Source organism: Fictibacillus enclensis (assembly GCF_001457035.1).
Classification (GTDB): domain Bacteria; phylum Bacillota; class Bacilli; order Bacillales; family Fictibacillaceae; genus Fictibacillus_C; species Fictibacillus_C enclensis.
This window is the reverse complement of sequence record NZ_KQ758617.1, coordinates 1,976,937-1,995,331: the sequence shown is the minus strand read 5'-3', so window position 1 is coordinate 1,995,331 and position 18,395 is coordinate 1,976,937. Positions and strand designations below refer to the sequence as shown.

The following is an 18,395-nucleotide window of genomic DNA, read 5'->3' as shown; positions in this document are numbered from 1 at the left end:
AAAACGTTATCATCAGAGGTGTTTTTATCCACTTATTTTGTAGTTGATAAAACTATAAATCGAAATACACTTCGCAGTTCCATATGGAAACTTATCGATGGTAGATGGCAATTATATTTCCACCAAGGTACGATTCTCCATTACAATTAAACGATGTTATTAAAGGCACCGATAGAAAATAAGGTTATTGTATTAACAGGGGCATATCTATAATAATTTCTACCTACTTTTACACTAGGAAATGATGTTCATAGAAATAAAAAGGAGTCTACAAAAGATGAAATTCCTTACAACAGAAACTTTGACAGAGCTGGAAATCATTAATAATGCTTTGAAAAATGAAGGACTAGAAGAGATATCAAGTGAATCTGGGATTAAAAAGTTAGGAGAAGGGGCTTGGCATTTTGCCTATTTGATAGACAAGGAGCAACTCGTACTCCGTATTCCGAAAAAAATTGCCTACGATAAAAAGGTAGTCTTCAATCGTGAAGAGTTTATAGCGGATTACGCTGCTACAAAAGCGTTTTACAAGCAAGCCAACAGAGCAAAAAAAGGAATTTGCCCTGAGCATTTCGAGTACTTTGTCAATGAAGAATTGACCTATACGATTGAATCTTATGTAGGGAAATCCATAGGCCTTGGCGACCAAACAACGACACAATCAAAACGTTATGGGACGGAGTTAGGAGAGTTCTTTCTTGCACTTGAAAATCTTGATCCCCCTTATAAAGGCTTAGGATATTTGAAAATTGGAGAAAAAGGTGAAATAAAAGGTGAACTAGAAATGGACTTGAGAGAGTTCATCCTTGAAGAAACTAAAGAATATCAAGATGAATTAGATGTTTTACTCTCAAGCCCTTACGAATTTAATAAGAAAAAAGTGATAAAGACTGCGAAGGATTTAATTTCTGTTCGTTCGATAGACCGCGAAAAAATTATCCTGACAAATCAGGATACATCTCCAGAGAATATCATTTTTTCAAAGAACGGTGCTAGGATTATAGACCCTTATCCACTTCTATATACAGGGACTTCTCTAGCTGCCAATTACATATTCAATTATCAGACCTTTTTCTATACAGTACATAACACCCTAAGATATAGAAAAAGTAATTATTATCTTCATATCCATCAGTTAAGAGCTAATGCTGAAGGATTTATTGAAGGGTATACCAATGGCTCTAAGCAGAAAAGTAAAGATTTGAACGTTGAAGTGTTCTTGAAGCTCGTAACTATGGCATATACACATTATCAGTTATTAAATAAAGAATCTTTAAGCCGTGAACAAATTATTCGTTACGGTACAAAAGAACAACTAAAAGAGCGTCTGGAAATTTACCTGAAAGAACTTGAAAAATATCCGCTTGATTAACGGGGCAGGTTAGTTAAAGAAGGAACTTGAGATAAATTGGTATAATAAGTAAATTTGATATATATCTTAACCTCTAAGTATTAATAAGAGGAGAATGTCTATGGGAACTAACGAAGTAAAAAGTTTAAACTAAAATAAGCGCGGGGGGTTGAAAAATATGAAACAATGGGGAACGCTATACTTTTTCTGTGGAAAAATGGGAGAGGAGAAACTCTCGACAGCCTGAGGAAGCGTTTTTACCCTTCCTCCTTTTTTAGATTTTCATAGAGTACATGCAAAGGCTTACTGTGGTTGTTTCTCTTCGGGGAGCGGAAGGTAAGAATTGGAAAATACTCTTTAGACAGTATGGTCTAACACTAGATGGTCCCAATCAAAGATAAAAAAAGATCGCTCAATGTAAAGAATATTTTACCTCTTCATTTTCCCCCTTATGTTTAAAAAAAACCTGTCGAATATTATTTAAACAACATCATTTCGTTGTAAAAAAAAGAATAGCATCGTGTAAAGAAGAGATCGAAACTTTTGTAAAACCATTGTGATGAAGTGATAGAACTGAAGGGAGATAAGATGAGATCAAGAGTTCAACGCCAAAAGAGAAAAAAGATGCATATTACTCTGAACGGCCTAATTTGTGTCGTATTGGTCCTAATATTTATTGCAGCAGGAAAAATAATGTGGGGAGACAGCAATCAGGCCTCAACCGATAACCGACACAACCTAACCAAAAGTGAAAGTGAACAAAGGAACCAACAAAATAATGACACAACGATCAGTAAAGATAAAGAGATCGAATTAAAAAACCAAGATAAAAAATTGAGGGAAAATAAAAAAACTAAAGAGCAGCAAGAAGCTAAAAGAATTCAGAAAGACTCCGAAGAACAAGCTACAAAAAAACAAAAAGTAGAAAAAGACAGAGAAGAGCAGAAAGCAAAAGAAGCCAAGGAAGAGCGCGAGAAGCATAATTCTCAAGATGAGGAGAAAGTGACAGGACCTGGGTCGTCGAAACCCATTGGAACGAGTCAGACTGGACCACATACTTCGAGTTATGTTAAGGATTCAGTGGATTGGAACGAAAAAGTAAAAGCGATTCAAATGGCAACAGGTCTAGGGGTCAACATGAACATCTGGCGTATTGAAAATGGCGGGGGACCTCAAAAATCAGTTGGAAAAGTGAGCCCTGACGGCGAAGATAGTTGGATGTACGTTGTGAATCTTGAATGGGTGGATCAAAAAGGGTGGAAAGTAACAAGTGTTAGTAAACAAAATCGATAATTTAAAAAGGCGAAAAAAAACCCTGGATAATGGAAAACAAGAGCTCAATACATTGTAAAAACAATCGGGCGCTTTCCTGTAACAAGGAACAGCGCTTTTTTAATTTTAGGGCCAGAATGTTGAGGAAAACTTTCGAAAACAATAGCTGGATATGAAGAAAAACGAGGAGATGTGTACTGGGAAAACATGGATGTATTTGTTGATGACCCCTCCATCTTAAAACAATGAATATGTTTAATACAAAACAACGCCACTTGGGTATTCCGCCCTAGTGGTTTTTTATTTTTATAGTTTTATCATATTTAATAAAGGAAAAAAGTACTATAAAATGGAATATATAAACATTAGAAAATTTTGGAGGTTATCGACTTGAAAAAGAAAATTGCAGGCTTAGTTTTATCATCAGCACTTTTGGCAAGTACATTAGGGGTATCGTCAGCACATGCAGCATCTGCTCCTACATATAGTGATACAAAACAGGAACTAAAAGTGGCTGTACAAAATAGCGGCCACCACACAGAACGCTTCAGTCATCCGCTTTTTACCACTAAAGCAAAATCCCAAGCTATGAAAATGTTAAAAGCAGGGGATATATATTATGAAAATGAACCAAATAACGACCTATCATTTGCTGATTTATTAAACTCTGGAGAGTATGTGGTTGGTTCCTTTTACGATTATGATGTCGATATCTTTGGATTTGATATTAAAACACCCGGGTACCTTTCTGCAGCAGCACTTCCGGTTGATTACCCCTATTCCCTCATGGACCTTGGATATGGCATGATCGATACCAAAAAGAACTTCCTGCCTATCGATTACCGCGAGGTAACAGATAAAGGAATTATTGGTCAAGGGTATGATGTGAAGAAAGCTGGCCACTATTATCTCGTTGCACTTGATTTAGCGAATTTCGGTAGTGGTGATGAGTACATGCTAAGCTACCGTTTCACGCCTTATGACAAAACAGCACCGAAAGCTCCGACGGTGAATACAGTCGATGATAATGATACGGTTGTTAAGGGTAAGGCAGAGGCTAAATCGACCGTTGAAATAAGTGTTAATAAGAAATCCATTGGAAAAGCGACAGCTGACAAAAATGGTAAATTCACCGTTAAGATTGCTAAACAGAAAGCGGGAACTTCATTATCTGTAACAGCGACGGATGCGGCCAAGAACAAAAGTAAGGTGACTGTGAAGAAAGTTATCGACAAGACTGCTCCTTCATTAACTGTAAATAAAGTGGATGACAATGATAAATCAGTTAGCGGTAAGACAGAAAAGAGTGCAAGTGTTGTCGTGAAGTATGGCAGCACAAAGCTAGGCAGCAAGAAAGCCGGTTCTGATGGTAAATTCAAGATCACCATTAAGAAACAGAAGAAAGGTAGAGTGTTAACCGTTACATCTACTGATGCTGCCAAGAACACTAAAACTGTAAAAGTTACCGTTCAGAAAGCTAAGTAAAAACATTGGAAAGGGAGGGCTACGCCCTCTCTTATTCAATTAATGGGTGCAAGAGTTGAAGAACCAGCTGCCATTTTTGGCGGCTTTTTTCTATTGTGCTAACAGGGCAGGTTAGTTCAACAATGTATATGAAAAAAAGGATTCAATTTCCATATGTAAAAACATTTGGGTATAGTAAAATATGATTGCTCACAACTAGAAAAAGGGGTTTTTATGGCTTTTCTTAAAAGTTCAAGGATTAAATTTATTAAATTGTTTCTTCATACAATTTTTCTTACGATTATTCTTTCATTTTTATCGAACATATGTACAGATATAATTGCTTTGATTCTTGGGCATCCAATAGAAAGAGATACAGAATATGTAGTAACTTTTATGGTTCTAATTTGGCTTTTCTTTGCATTACAGAGTGAAAAGTATAGGGTGAGATAATGGATTTATTGGGTGCAATGTCTGTTTTGAATGGTTGTTTATTAGTCATCTAGGCGGAGGAATTTGAATACCTTTTACGACCTATGTTTTAAAACATTTAAGATAAAATACCAAAAGTGAGTGAAATTTTATGGGTAAAAGAGTCTTTATTTCTATATTTATCGCTGCAATTCTTTCCGTTGTTATTGGTTCCATACTTCGTACCAATGGCATTCACAATTTTCTTAGTGAAAATTCACTGGTCAAGCATTAGTATATTTGGTCATTTGTTTATTGATTTTCTTTGTTTTTAAAAAGAAGTCTGAAAAATAAGACTTATGCACTTGTCAAAATCTTGTTCAACTAACGGGTGCGTTAGCTGAAGATCGGAGCTGTCTTTAAGACAGCTTTTTCTTATGGATTTATTGGTCAGCTAGTGGAAGAGGGATTTAAAAAATAATGGAAAAATCGATGAGAAAAATTAGATATTTTAGAGTGTGTTTCATTCCATTTGTACAGACACCTAACAAGCCCAACCCGGCATACAGATAAGAGTAAGAAATAACCGCCGGGAGGTGTCTGAATGTCCGGGTTGCTTGTTGTATTAGGGTACTTTTTCAAAGAAGTTATGCTGTTTGTCTCGTATGTTAAAAACAATGCGTTTCCGCAGCCCCTCTCCGAGGATGAGGAGAAAGAATACTTAAGTAGGATGGCCGAGGGAGACCAGGAGGCCAGGAGTAAACTAATCGAACACAACTTGCGTTTGGTTGCACATATCGTCAAGAAATTTGATAATACAGGGGAAGATACGGAAGACTTGATTTCCATTGGGACGATTGGGCTGATCAAGGCGATTGAGAGCTATTCAAGAGGGAAAGGCACAAAGCTTGCGACGTATGCGGCCCGTTGTGTGGAAAATGAGATCCTTATGCATTTGAGGGCACTGAAAAAAACAAAAAAAGATGTATCTCTTCATGATCCGATTGGGACCGATAAGGAAGGAAATGAAATTACTCTCATTGATGTACTAAAAGCGGAAACAGAAGATGTGGTGGATGTTATCCAGCTGAAAATGCAAAAAAAGAAAATTTATGATTATATCCATGTGCTAGATGACCGGGAGAAAGAAGTCATTGTCGGCCGCTTTGGCCTGGATATGGAAAAAGAAAAGACGCAGCGGGAAATCGCGAAAATGCTTGGTATTTCGCGGAGCTATGTATCAAGAATTGAAAAGCGGGCATTGATGAAATTATTTCACGAGTTTTACCGGAGCCGGCAGCAGAGCCAGAAAGATCGCCCAAATTATTAAAATTCAAAAGGGTATTCCTTGAATCGGGAGTACCTTTTTATTTTTGTAAGTGTAATGGTTAACAACTTATTGATTTATCGCAAGATCTATTGCCTTTTTTCTTTCAGTAAAGGCCACCGGTTGAGTGACTTTTTCTAATGTACTTTACTGTGGGACTAATGTGTTTAGGACAGTAAGATTGAGAGCTATTCAAAAGGGGAGGGCATGAAGCTTGAGACTTATGTGGCACGTTGTGTGGAAAATGAGATTCTAATGTCATTACTATAGCTGTATTTATATCCTAAATACATAAGAATCCTAAAATTAGGCTCTAATTTTTATTAAGATAACTGGTGAATTCCTTTAAGATCTTAGCTGCCATCTCAGGCAGCTTTTCTTATTGAGCTAAAGGAAAGGTTAGTTGATTTTGATGGGGATATTTACGCTTTTTTCAAAGAAGAGAAACTTCAGCTCGGATACTACCACCTCCGAGGGCGACTAAACAAACTGGTGCTTTACTTCATTACTAGGAATGATCAGCAGCTCCTTTTCTTATGAAACTATATGGCAGAAATATTAAATATTAAACAAGGATAACTCCTATAAGGAGCGTATTTTTATGGGTAAATTGATTCTTGCTGGAGGTGGGGATGCTGAACAAACCCTACCAATTGATAAAGTATTTGAAAGTTTAATTAACAAGAAAAAACCATTGTTATACATCCCTATTGCAATGGATACGAACTCCATACCCTATGATTCTTGCTTTATTTGGATAAACAGTGTTTTTAACCCACTTGGAGTTCAAGGTATAACAATGTGGACCGAAAGCGAGCTAGATAACAAAAGTGCTGAAGATTTAAGACAATTTTCTGCAGTATATATAGGTGGTGGCAATACATTCAGCTTTTTAAAAAGCTAAGGGGTTTGTAATAGATATATTGGTATTTAGATTTTGGTTATATTTTTGGTTATGTATTTTAAGTAGTTTTTGAGGTTTTAGAGAAGTTCTCTGTTATTAACCAAAAACGGTTGTTTATGGCGATTTTACCCATGAACTAATGATGTAAATGGTTTTTTTAATTTTGTTCAACAATCGGGCCAAATTGTTGAAGAAATCAAAGGGATTAAGTTATTAGAGTTGTGTTACAATTGAATAAATTAAGAGCAGTTAAAAGGTGTGACTGCATCATATTACGAAAAAATGTGGCTTTATGACTTATGGTTTATGGAGCATTATTATAATTTTCACCAATAAAAGTTTATGTCAGAGGTATAAGGAGGGGTCATACGATGACCGAGAAGATGCATGCTGACGAATTGGAAATTGAAGAGGGACTTGTGCGTCGTTTGCTTGTCGATCAGTTCCCCCACTGGGCAGAGTTGCCCCTTCGAAAGGTAGAGCCAGTTGGAACGGTAAATGCCGTTTTCCGACTTGGCGACGAATATTGTATTCGGCTGGCGAGAAGGGAAGGACCGAAAACACCAGGAGGGCGCGAGTTCTTATGGCTACCAAAACTCGCATCATCAGTTCCACTTGAAATCCCTATACCTATCGCTCAGGGGCGCCCCAATAACGAATACCCATGGTTTTGGGAGATACATTCATGGCTGAGGGGTGAAATAGTGCCGATTGAAGCGATTGACGAGATTCAGGCAGCACGCGATCTCGCAAGGTTTGTCCTAGCACTGCAACAAGTCGATTCAACGGGAGGGCCGTTAGGACGCGGCATTCCTTTGGCCCAACTGGACAAGGACTTCCGATATTGGCTAGCACGATTTAATGGCGATCCCGCGGTGTCTAATGTGTGGGAGTCGGCTCTTTCTGCGCCACCATGGAACGGTCCTCCTGTTTGGCATCACGGCGATCTAGATGTACGTAACTGGCTCGTACGTGATAAGCGTATTAGCGGTGTGATTGATTGGGAGACGATGGGCATAGGTGACCCTGCGTGTGATGTGATGGTCGCGTGGAAGTTGCACTCGCCAGAGGCGCGCGATGTGTTCCTTGATGCTATTCGTACGGATGACGCTACATTAGCAAGGGCCCGCGGATGGGTCGTATCACAGGCAGTTGCAATTCTTGCCTACTACACGCCGCAAAACAATCAAATTTTGTACAATGAGGCGAAATCCTGGCTAGACCTAGTGCTAGTTCAAAATTAATTCTGTTTTCAAAATGAAACATGTCTCAGTTACTCATTCAACGAGCGCAAGAATTGAATAAGAATGGACTATTTCAGCAGTCCATATTGACGTAATTAGCGATTATTATCAACAATGCTTTTACCATTTTATAAGAATATGAAACATAATCTAATTGAAATGAAGGACAGATTTGATTAAGAACGCTCTTCATCAATCGGGCAATTTTCTTTAATAACCAATCTTCAATCCGGAGCTTTAATGAAGTAATTAAAGCCTAATTTCTCGATGTTAAAAGCGAGAAATTAGGCTTTTTTTTATTTGAATTTCCTTACCGTTGTAAACCGTATTTTCCTAATGTTACTCTCTTAGCGTATGTTTTCGCGTTTTGTTGGTAGGACCCCAGCAAATCTATAATTTTCAAATCGGTTATTAGCTGAACATTCTGTTATTAAAATTGTGATTAAAGAGTGTGTAAATGTTTGTGTGTATGCTTGCGTTTTTATAAACGGGTGTATTTTTGTTGAACTTACAATTTTTGTGCGGGTATTACTGCACTTAATCACAGAACAAAAATCCTCTCATTTTTGAGAGAGTTTTTAATCGATTAGCGATATTGATTATTGCCAACCCCACAGAAAAAGTCCAGCCACTATCATATTTCATATTTATAAATAAAGAAAATTCTTTGGAGTTTTGATGAAGTAAGCCATAAGTTTGACTTACAGAGTACAAAATTTTGGAAATGGTTAACTAACCAAAGAATTTTCCAAAAAAAGTAAGTGCGCAAATTAAACACAGAAATCTCTTCAAACAGAACACTTCCCATTCAGCGCGCATACTGTACATCCAATTAGTTGGTTGCAAATAAGATAGTCGCTTTTTAAAATAACTTGCCTTCTCTACTGAAATTAGGCATTTCGCTGACGGCTGCTTACGGTGTTTTTTCCAGAGGGTGATGAGTGGTACATGGTCATAAGATAGAGTGTTAGTTGTGGAGGATAACCAGCGGAAATCTTGAAAGAACAAAGCCCTTGTAGAGTCATTGCTTGAAATTGCAGATCAGGTATCTGTAGCGCAAATTGCCATCACACGGTAGTTTGATTGCTTTATCTAAATTAGTATTTCTTTGTGACCTTTTTTAATGTTATTACGACTAAGAATTTGAAAAGGGTTAACTGTACGACAGGAGTGATGGATGGGGCTTGGCAATTGCACAATCATCTTTTTTCGTATTGTTTTACCATTTTCAAAAACCTCTAGAAGGAGTGTATTATTTTGAAACAAAAAATTCGTTTCATTCGAAGTTTAATTGTTTTTTTAACACTTTCACTCTTCATGCTTAGTGGACCTGCTTATACTTCTGCCGCCGCAGCATCTCAGCAGTCTACACCGGATATCTTGATTCGCGAAATCATGGGCTTAGCTTATGAATCTCAACAGTCGATAAACAGTGTCCCTTTTTCTGTGGGTGATTCATTGAAGAAAGTCAAAAAATCCTGGGGTCCACCTGAAGATTTAAGTACCGCTGCAGCCAATTATTGGAGTCATAATGTTCGATTCCTCTATGACAATTCAACCGGTAGAAAAACGATTACCGCCATTGAGGATTTTGACCCCCAGTTGCAAACCATTCATTTATCAGAGTTAAAGACATTGATAGGTGAACCAGTAAGTGAACAGGAAAATGAAGGAATGCACTATGTCACTTACACTGATTATGAGAATTATAAGGTGGTCTTCGTGTTTGAAAGCTCCTGGATTAACACTGATCCATTATTGTATTTGTATACGGTTGAACTGGCAGATGAATAATAAGTAAAATACCAGGCATAAGGAATCGCTTATCTTAGATGGGCGGTTCTTTATATGAGAAAAAATTTAACACTGGAGTATTAATAAAGAAATCAATTGATTTAAAGTGTCGTATATTCATATAATACTTTTATTGCGAATTTACCAGGTGTTTGATAAAAGATTTAGGCGTAACAATGCATATAGTGGCACATCTTACTTTTTTGAACTGCTTCATTAGTGACAGGCAACTTTGAAACGTCTTGCTTGGTTTACATGATTAGCTACATCCCGCAGCATAGAGTTAAAGAATTCAAACTGACTGATAAAGAGTAACCAAAACTTCAGTTAAACGGAAAACTAATTAATTTAATTACTAGAAGCTTAAATACCTGCTCATGGAGCTTTGCTATGTTATTAGTACACTTTGAATTAAAGATCTAGTATTTCAAGGAGAGGGATATATGGTGAACAGCGTAACTTGAAAGAAGTGGCTCAAATTATGGTTACTTTAGGTTTAGACATTGATAAATTTAATGTGAAAGGAAACCTGCACCAGGCCTTTATGGAAGTTAGAAAGTAAGTAAATAATTAGGAGGAAGGCAAACGGCTGCTTTCCTCCTTTTAAGTTTTTATTAATCAATTGTGTAAGGGTATCCTCCTCAATGGAAGCTGATTCCCACTCGCGTTTATCATAAAAGGAATAAAACTGATACACCTTTTTTAAGTGATCATATTTTATTGAAAATTTTTTCTCTTCTTTGAGAGTGAATGTATGCGTTATGTAACTTATTTCAAAAAATTTTTTAAAAATATCAAGTAGTGAGTTATTTGAGCAATAGACAAAATTTGGGTAGGCAAGGTAATACCCCGTTTCCTATTTGAAAATTTCTTAGGACTAAATGCCCGAATTTTAATCAGTGTATATGATTTTTTATTAAGGTTCAATAAATTTTTCTGACTAGCAGTTTGTGCAATTTATAAAATATAGGTTTACATCTAGGTTAAAGGGGGAATGGGGAATCGATATGTACGTTTATATCATTTAAGGATGTGAAGGAGATGGAACAAAATTCGAAGAGCAGGTTAGGAAATTGGCTAACACATCAGCAATTAGATAATGCCTGGTTAGAGCACTCGTGTGGAATAAGTCCTACACTTTCATATAAATTAATTAATGATTTTTCATACAAACCAAATACAAACGTGATGAGGAAGGTTTTACGCGAAGTAAAAGGTGTTGAGAGCAACGCTAAAATTAAGGACTTTTGGGACGCTTAGTTTTGGTAACTAAGTGCCATTGTAAGAACATCCATTTTGAGGATGTTCTTTTTTTATTCATACATTTCTTGAAAGTGATTAAACGAAAGGAGTCATAACAGGAAAAACCTCTCCTTTCGTTGATATACGTAAAGGACTTCCATATGGTACAGACACCTAACAAGCCCAACCCGGCATACAGATAAGAGTAAGAAATAACAGCCGGGAGGTGTCTGAATGTCCGGGTTGCTTGTTGTATTAGGGTACTTTTTCAAAGAAGTTATGCTGTTTGTCTCGTATGTGAAAAACAATGCGTTTCCGCAGCCCCTCAACGAAAACGAGGAGAAAGAATACTTAAAACGGATGGCCGAGGGAGACCAGGAGGCCAGAAGCAAACTGATCGAACACAACTTGCGTTTGGTTGCACATATCGTCAAGAAATTTGAGAATACAGGGGAAGATACGGAAGACCTGATTTCCATCGGGACCATCGGACTGATCAAGGCGATCGAGAGCTATTCGAGAGGGAAAGGCACGAAGCTTGCGACGTATGCGGCACGTTGTATTGAAAATGAAATCCTCATGCATCTGAGGGCTCTGAAAAAAACGAAAAAAGATGTATCTCTTCATGATCCGATTGGGACCGATAAGGAAGGGAACGAAATCACGCTCATTGATGTGCTGAAAGCGGAAACAGAGGACGTGGTGGATACCATTCAGCTGAAAATGCAAAAAAAGAAAATATATGATTATATTCATGTGCTTGATGACCGGGAGAAAGAAGTCATTGTCGGACGATTTGGCCTGGATATGCAAAAAGAAAAGACCCAGCGGGAAATCGCAAAAATGCTGGGCATTTCGCGGAGTTATGTCTCAAGGATTGAAAAGCGGGCACTGATGAAGCTGTTCCACGAGTTTTACCGAAGCCGGAAGCAGAGCCAGAAAGATCGGCCAAATTATTAAAATTCAAAAGGGTATTCCTTAAATAGGGAGTACCCTTTTATTTTTGTGAGTGTAATGGTTAACAACTTATTGGTTTATCGCAAGATCTATTGTCTCTTTTATTTCTGTAAAAGCAACCGGTTGAGTGACTTTTTCTAAAGTACTTAATGAAATCCTTTTTTGCAGTGGGAATAGGGTGTTTAAGACAGTGGTTTGGACTATATAAAAGTGCCACTGCTCGGTATTAAGAACATCAATCAGATTGGCATCCTTTTCATAAAGTAAACAAAATACATAAAGATCTGCATTTCGGATAGGTTCTGTTGTGTAGGTTCGTGTTTCGTAGTTATAAGCTCGTTTTGCTTCAATCCCAAAGCTAATTTTGGAATATTGGCCCTCATGCCAGGATTGTATATAGGCAGCAGATTTTACTTCGATTTTTTTGTCTTTGTACATTAAATCATAGGCGTCCCATTCAATACGAGGTCGGTGTAATACATCTAATGTGCTTCCCACAAGAAATTCTGCAAAAACACCTCTTAATGAATTCGTTAGAACATCTGAAAACCCCCAAGACCAAAAGTCGGATATATTAAACTCGGTACCCTGTATTTTCGTGTCTGGGGCAAGTCTTTCCGCCATAATAAACTCCTTTCATTGCAGTACGAAAGTTGTTATTAATGTTTATACCACGGTAATTTTCTATAAAACGTAAATTGAAACAGGGTTAATTTCTTAAAACCAATTTTATGTAAAACATAGGATATTCTTGTTAGAGGAAGGAAATCAAAGAATTTTAAAGATAATTGTTTAATATAGTATAAATGAAAGCGATTACAATAGGGAAGGAACCGCACGATGTACAGGTATGATACATTGCTTCGGAAACAAGCCTTTGATCAGCTTTTTAATCAATCAGAACCACCAGAAGAAAATAACCTGATCATGAATTACATTCTTGCTTTAGCTGGAATTATAGTGGTCATTGTGAGTAAATTGATAGGATAAAAAAAACAACAAGTCGGGGCATAAGCCCGGCTTGTTGTTTTTTAAAATTCGCCTCCAAATGTCTGATAAATAAGGAGGCCATTCAAAATAATAATGATGGCTGCTACCAAAATCAGCAGGATGTTGGTCCACCGCTTGTTGGCGTAGCTTCCCATGATCTTTTTACTGCGGGTAAACATGATCAATGGAATAATCGTAAACGGAAGCTGCATACTTAGAACGACCTGGCTGACCACGAGCGCTTTCCACGTATTGATTCCTGCTCCAATAATGATTAATGCTGGGATCATGGTAACGAGTCTTCGCACCCAAATCGGTATCTTAATGTTTAAAAAGCCTTCCAGTATATATTGTCCTGCCATGGTTCCGGTTACAGAGGATGAAAGACCGGCGGAAAGCAAGGCAATGGCAAAGGCAAGACTGGCAAAACCACCGAGAAGCGGTGTCAGGGTAGAATAGGCATCTTCAATGGATGTAACCTTCAAGCCATTCTTGTAAAAGACTGCTGCCGCTACGACGATCATGGCTGAGTTAATGAACCATGCCACGTTTAACGCAAGCAGTGAATCTACGATGGCATACTTATACACCCGGTGATTATGCTTTGGCTGGTTCTTTTTCAGCCTGTTTTTCACAACGGAAGAATGAAGAAAAATATTATGCGGCATAACGGTTGCACCGAGCATTCCGATGGCTACAAGGATGCTTGCCGAGTTAAGATGGGGGACGACCAGATGATAGCCGACCTGCCCAAGGTCCGGTTTAGCATAAAACAATTCAACAATATAAACAGCCGCCACTATAATTACAAAGCCCAGAATCAATTGTTCAATAAAACGGAAGCCGTATTTATGAAGCAAAAGGATACCAAATGTAACAGCAGCTCCGATCAATGCAGCCGGAAACAAGGGAATCCCCAGCAATAAATAGATCCCGAGTGCTGCTCCGAGGAATTCGGCGAGGTCGGTTGCCATGGCAGCCAGCTCTGCTGTAATCCACAAAAAAACAGCGACCGGCTTTTTAAAATGCTGCCGGCAGTTTTCTGATAATGACTTTCCTGTGGCTACCCCGAGTTTTGCAGCTGTTGTCTGCAACAGAATGGCCATCAGGTTACTGAGCAGTAAAACCCACAATAGCGTGTAGCCAAAAGCAGAACCGCCTTCGATATTGGTGGCCCAGTTTCCGGGATCGATATAGCCCACACTCACAAGAAACGCGGGGCCGAGAAAAGGAATGGCTCTGCGAAGTTTACCTTTTCTGGGCATTGCAGCTTCCAATGCTTTACTATTCAATGTTGCTCACCTTCTTTTGCAAAATAAGTCACAGGGTGTCCTTAAGGTTAAAAAGTTTCCTGCATTCAACTTTTTGAGAATTGACTATAATATATGCGACGATACAGGAAAATGCAACAAATTCGAATTAAAACACAAGCTTTTTTCTTTTTCCCTTTCCATAGTATTTTCGTAGGAAGCTTCTTGTATCAAAAAGACTTGAAAGAAAGGACATAATGTTTTCGATCGAATAATACCAATAAAGGGATTGATCTCGTAATTAAGGGGAATAGATGTAAAGAACAATCTACATAAGGGAGGCTCGGGCGTATGCAGGAAGTTTTGCTATTTGCCATAATGATCATTACTCTCGTTTATTTCATGTATCTTTGCATCGCAGAATAGCTTCTTGGCTCTCTTCCTAAATGAAGGAAGAGAGTTTTTATTTAAAATAAACTAAAGGGTCGATTTTTAATAAAAATTTCACTATAATGGAAATAGATCGAATATTTTATACATAAGGGGGATTTTAGATGCTATTGCAAGGTTTGCGTCAAAGCTGGGATCTGGAATCAATATTTAAGGGCGGAAGCCGCTCGGAGGAACTACTTGCCGCTATCGGACGCATTGAAAAACAACTGGCTGATCTTAATCAAAAAGTCGAGAGCTTTCAATTTTCGGAGGAAGCCCTTCAGGAGGTTGTTGAAGGCGTTCAGCAAAACGCTGCGCTTATCAATGAATGTGTATCTTTTGTCGGATGTTTGACGGCGCAGGATGTCAATGACAAGCAGGCCCTGAATCTTCGCGGAAAATTGGAATCATTAAATGCTGTTTATTCTACAATATTGGTTCTTTTGGATAACAAGATGGCGGACATTCCGGATGAAGAGTGGAATCGTGTGATTCAAAAACCTTATTTTGCTGCCATTGCTTTTCCATTGTCTGAAAGACGAAATCTTGCTTCACAAAAGCTTTCTTATGAACAAGAAGCGTTGATGAATGATTTGGCAGTCGACGGTTATCACAGTTGGTCCACTCTGTATGACACAGTCGTCGGAAAAATTGGCATAGAAGTGGAAAAGGACGGAAACAAGGAAACCCTTTCTGTCGGGCAGGCCGAAAACCGCATGACAAGTCCGGACAGAGAGGAAAGAGAAAGTGTTTTTGCCAAGTATACAGAAGCATGGGATGAGCAGGCAGATTTTTGTGCAGAAGCTTTAAACCATATTGCTGGATTCCGGAACAGTGTTTATAAACATCGTAAATGGGACAATGTCCTGAAAGAGCCTCTCGATATTAACCGAATGTCAGAGGAGACATTAAAGGCGATGTGGCAGGCGATCGAGGAAAACAAGGAGCTGTTCGTGACGTATTTGAACCGAAAAGCTTCACTGTTGGGTGTGGAGAAGCTGAGCTGGGCTGATGTGGATGCTCCTCTTACCAATGTTGACAGTACAATGAGCTATGACGAAGGTGCCAGCTTTATTGTAGAACAATTCCAATCCTTTAGTCCCAAGATGTCGGAGTTTTCCAAACATGCTTTTGAAAAGCAGTGGATTGAAGCAGAAGACCGCTCCGGAAAACGACCTGGCGGATTCTGCACAGGATTTCCGGTGAAAAATGAAACGCGGATCTTCATGACGTACTCCGGTACTCCAAGCAATGTTTCCACATTGGCTCATGAACTTGGCCATGCCTTTCATTCGTACGTGATGGACGACATGCCATTTCTGGCGACAGATTACGCGATGAATGTGGCTGAAACGGCTTCTACGTTTGCGGAGATGGTGGTATCTGATGCCGCCGTGAAAAACGCAAAAAGCAAGGAGGAAAAAATCGCCCTCCTCGAAGACAAAGCTCAGCGCTCGGTTGCGTTCTTTATGAACATCCACGCACGCTTTTTATTCGAAACAAGGTTCTATGAAGAGCGCAAACAAGGCCTGGTTCCTGTTGAACGCTTGAAAGAGTTCATGGTCGAAGCACAAAAAGAAGCATTTTGTGATTCATTGGGAAGCTACCACCCGTATTTCTGGGCATCAAAGCTTCATTTCTATATTACAGATGTTCCGTTTTACAACTTTCCCTACACGTTTGGCTATTTATTCAGTGCCAGCATTTATGCGATTGCCAAACAGGAAGGAACGAGCTTTGAAGAAAAGTACATTGCGTTGCTCAGAGACACTGCGAGCATGACGGTCGAAGAGCTTGCAATGAAGCATTTGAATGAAGATGTAACAAAGCCTGAGTTCTGGAAAAAAGGGATTGAAGTGGCAATCAAAGACGTGAAGGAATTTTTGGAACTGACTCAAGATTAACCTTATAAGAAAACAAAAAAAACAGCTGTAAAGCTGTTTTTTTGTTTGCCCTTATTGGCTTTATCTTTTTTGTATTGAGATCGTACTGATCATCAGAAAGGAAAAGGCGATCATAATAAACATAAAGAAATAGCCGGGAATGAACGGAATCAAAAGGTAGCACATGGCAATCAGACAGCCTGCCACCGTAATCGGGACTCCGACAAATGATCCGGTGAATTCCGTGATATTGAAACGCGCCAGTCGTATGGCACCGCAGACGATAAATAAAATCGTAAAAATAATGCCGGGAACACCAAATTCAAAAAGAGAAGCTTGATACATTAAAAACGCGGGTGCGATGCCAAATGAAATTAAATCACAAAGGGAATCTAGCTGTTTGCCAAACTCTGATTCTATGTTTAATTTCCGGGCAACCATACCATCAAAACGGTCAAAAAGACCAGCTAAAAAAATTAAAATAAAGCCAGTTTTCAAATCTTCTTTAAAGATAAACAATAAAGCGAGAGCACCGAGTGAGAGGTTGATCAATGTTAAAATATTGGCCGTTTGGCCTTTTACTTTTTTTACTGTGGAATCAACCCGTTCTCTTGCCGTCATGAACATAACATCACTTCACTCTCCGTACCTTATGTCCGTAAGACAGGAAAGATACTTGTGTAATCAATCATTCACTATTAATGAAATATATTAGATTCTTATCATTATATGTTAATTTTGTAAATTTGGAAAGGGTATATTTCCCAATACCTTCCTGTCCGGTTTCATTAATAGTAATCCCTCTCGCTGTTCAACTCATCCTGTATCGTTTTTTCGGATAATGGAACACCACTTCGATAGGCGGCCCTGGAAATCATGTGACCCCCTACAGGCGCTGTCAGCAGAACAAATACAATTCCAAGAAGAAGCTTACCGCTGACCAAGTCCTGAACAAACAGAAAGAAAAGGAAGGAGCCAATCAATATACCGGAAACACCCAATGTGGCACTCTTGGTTGCGGCATGAAGCCTGGAATACACATCGGGGAACCGGAGTACGCCCAGCGTTCCCGAAAACACAACAAAGGTACCAAGGATAAGAAAAATACTAATTACGATCTCTGTCAATGAGCACACCCCTATCCAAAAATTTCGCAATGGCCACGGTTGCTATAAAGGTGAGGATGCCAATTAGCAATATGACATCATGCAGGTCAATGGTATTCAGACGAATGGAAACGAGAGCGGTAATGGCGATAAGATTTACCCCGATTGTATCAATGGCAACCGCTCTGTCTGCACTAGAAGGCCCCCAAACCACCCGATAGACCAGTAAAAGAACAGAAAGGCAGTTCACAATAAGACAGACAGTAACCACATTTTCGAACCAGCTGCTCATCTTGTCACCTCGATAATTGCTTTTTCAAAGGTTTCTTTGATGGAATGAATTGTTTCATTTGTGTCGGGCAGATCGATAGCATGGATATAAATGAAGCGCTGATCTCTCGAAATATCCACCGACAGGGTGCCGGGTGTCAGAGTAATCAAATTCGCCAGCAAATTGATCTCCCAGTTGGTCTTCAAATCGATGGGGAGGGCAATAATCCCCGGCCGGAAATTCATTTTTGGTTTATAAATCCATTTTAGAACATCAAAATTTGCTAGGATCAATTCTTTTATAAACAAGAAGATGAGTTTAATGATGGCCCAAACCTTCAGGAAATAAAATTCGTCGGGGATATAGCGGTTCAGCAGATAAATCAAGCCAATCCCGACGATAAACCCGCTGACATAACTGCCAAACGAATAGTTTTCAGACAGGAACATCCAGATAACCCCAATAAAAATATTGATCAACAATTGAACGGCCATTAA

General features: G+C 38.7%; 16 protein-coding genes and 1 pseudogene. 11 read left to right on the top strand and 6 right to left on the bottom strand.

The window, feature by feature from the left end; genetic code table 11:
* Positions 1-24: 24 nt before the first annotated feature.
* The 9 genes and pseudogenes from AS030_RS24805 to sigK (AS030_RS10265) form a co-directional block, all read left to right on the top strand.
* Positions 25-150, top strand: a pseudogene (locus tag AS030_RS24805) (nuclear transport factor 2 family protein); the annotation flags it as partial.
* A gap of 127 nt (positions 151-277) precedes the next feature.
* Positions 278-1,372: a hypothetical protein gene (locus AS030_RS10310; protein ID WP_061971281.1), complete on the top strand. Its 1,095-nt coding sequence runs from the start codon at positions 278-280 to the stop codon at positions 1,370-1,372.
* 567 nt (positions 1,373-1,939) lie between these two features.
* Positions 1,940-2,644 (top strand): YrrS family protein, encoded by a 705-nt coding sequence (locus AS030_RS10305; protein ID WP_061971279.1) that lies wholly within the window; start codon positions 1,940-1,942, stop codon positions 2,642-2,644.
* Between the two features lie 369 nt (positions 2,645-3,013).
* The gene (locus AS030_RS10300) at positions 3,014-4,108 is read left to right on the top strand and encodes an Ig-like domain-containing protein (protein WP_061971277.1); all 1,095 of its coding nucleotides are present in this window, start codon (positions 3,014-3,016) and stop codon (positions 4,106-4,108) included.
* A gap of 994 nt (positions 4,109-5,102) precedes the next feature.
* Complete coding sequence (gene sigK / locus AS030_RS10290; protein WP_061971273.1) at positions 5,103-5,828, top strand: RNA polymerase sporulation sigma factor SigK; 726 nt, start codon at positions 5,103-5,105, stop codon at positions 5,826-5,828.
* Between the two features lie 598 nt (positions 5,829-6,426).
* Positions 6,427-6,729 (top strand): Type 1 glutamine amidotransferase-like domain-containing protein, encoded by a 303-nt coding sequence (locus tag AS030_RS10285; protein ID WP_061971271.1) that lies wholly within the window; start codon positions 6,427-6,429, stop codon positions 6,727-6,729.
* A gap of 371 nt (positions 6,730-7,100) precedes the next feature.
* A complete protein-coding gene (locus tag AS030_RS10280) occupies positions 7,101-7,973 on the top strand; it encodes an aminoglycoside phosphotransferase family protein (protein ID WP_061971269.1) in 873 nt (290 codons plus the stop codon).
* A gap of 1,257 nt (positions 7,974-9,230) precedes the next feature.
* Positions 9,231-9,767 carry a DUF4309 domain-containing protein gene (locus AS030_RS10275; protein ID WP_061971267.1) on the top strand — a complete coding sequence of 179 codons (537 nt, stop codon included), beginning with the start codon at positions 9,231-9,233 and terminating at the stop codon, positions 9,765-9,767.
* Between the two features lie 1,476 nt (positions 9,768-11,243).
* The gene (gene sigK, locus AS030_RS10265; protein ID WP_061971263.1) at positions 11,244-11,969 is read left to right on the top strand and encodes an RNA polymerase sporulation sigma factor SigK; all 726 of its coding nucleotides are present in this window, start codon (positions 11,244-11,246) and stop codon (positions 11,967-11,969) included.
* Positions 11,970-12,035: 66 nt separating this feature from the next.
* Here sigK (AS030_RS10265) and AS030_RS10260 read toward each other — a convergent pair whose 3' ends face one another.
* On the bottom strand, positions 12,036-12,590 hold the full coding sequence (locus tag AS030_RS10260; protein WP_061971261.1) for a hypothetical protein: 555 nt from the start codon (positions 12,588-12,590) through the stop codon (positions 12,036-12,038).
* A 216-nt stretch (positions 12,591-12,806) separates the two neighbouring features.
* Between AS030_RS10260 and AS030_RS23565 the strand changes: the two genes are divergently transcribed.
* Positions 12,807-12,956, top strand: coding sequence for a hypothetical protein (locus AS030_RS23565; protein WP_156412566.1), 150 nt, complete (start codon positions 12,807-12,809; stop codon positions 12,954-12,956).
* Between the two features lie 41 nt (positions 12,957-12,997).
* Here the strand turns inward: AS030_RS23565 and AS030_RS10255 are convergent, their stop codons facing one another.
* Entirely contained in the window at positions 12,998-14,221 is a 1,224-nt protein-coding gene (locus AS030_RS10255; RefSeq protein WP_061971707.1) for an Nramp family divalent metal transporter, read from the bottom strand.
* A gap of 539 nt (positions 14,222-14,760) precedes the next feature.
* Between AS030_RS10255 and AS030_RS10250 the strand changes: the two genes are divergently transcribed.
* Complete coding sequence (locus tag AS030_RS10250; RefSeq protein WP_061971259.1) at positions 14,761-16,542, top strand: M3 family oligoendopeptidase; 1,782 nt, start codon at positions 14,761-14,763, stop codon at positions 16,540-16,542.
* Positions 16,543-16,602: 60 nt separating this feature from the next.
* Here AS030_RS10250 and pssA read toward each other — a convergent pair whose 3' ends face one another.
* From pssA to AS030_RS10230, 4 genes are all read right to left on the bottom strand, one after another.
* Complete coding sequence (gene pssA / locus AS030_RS10245) at positions 16,603-17,142, bottom strand: CDP-diacylglycerol--serine O-phosphatidyltransferase (protein WP_061971705.1); 540 nt, start codon at positions 17,140-17,142, stop codon at positions 16,603-16,605.
* Between the two features lie 167 nt (positions 17,143-17,309).
* Entirely contained in the window at positions 17,310-17,648 is a 339-nt protein-coding gene (mnhG, locus tag AS030_RS10240; protein WP_061971256.1) for a monovalent cation/H(+) antiporter subunit G, read from the bottom strand.
* A complete protein-coding gene (locus AS030_RS10235; protein WP_061971253.1) occupies positions 17,629-17,919 on the bottom strand; it encodes a Na(+)/H(+) antiporter subunit F1 in 291 nt (96 codons plus the stop codon). The genes mnhG and AS030_RS10235 overlap by 20 nt, the downstream gene beginning before the upstream one ends.
* Positions 17,916-18,392, bottom strand: a complete 477-nt coding sequence (locus AS030_RS10230) for a Na+/H+ antiporter subunit E (RefSeq protein ID WP_061971251.1) — start codon at positions 18,390-18,392, stop codon at positions 17,916-17,918. Before AS030_RS10230 ends, AS030_RS10235 begins: the two co-directional genes overlap by 4 nt.
* Positions 18,393-18,395 lie beyond the last annotated feature (3 nt).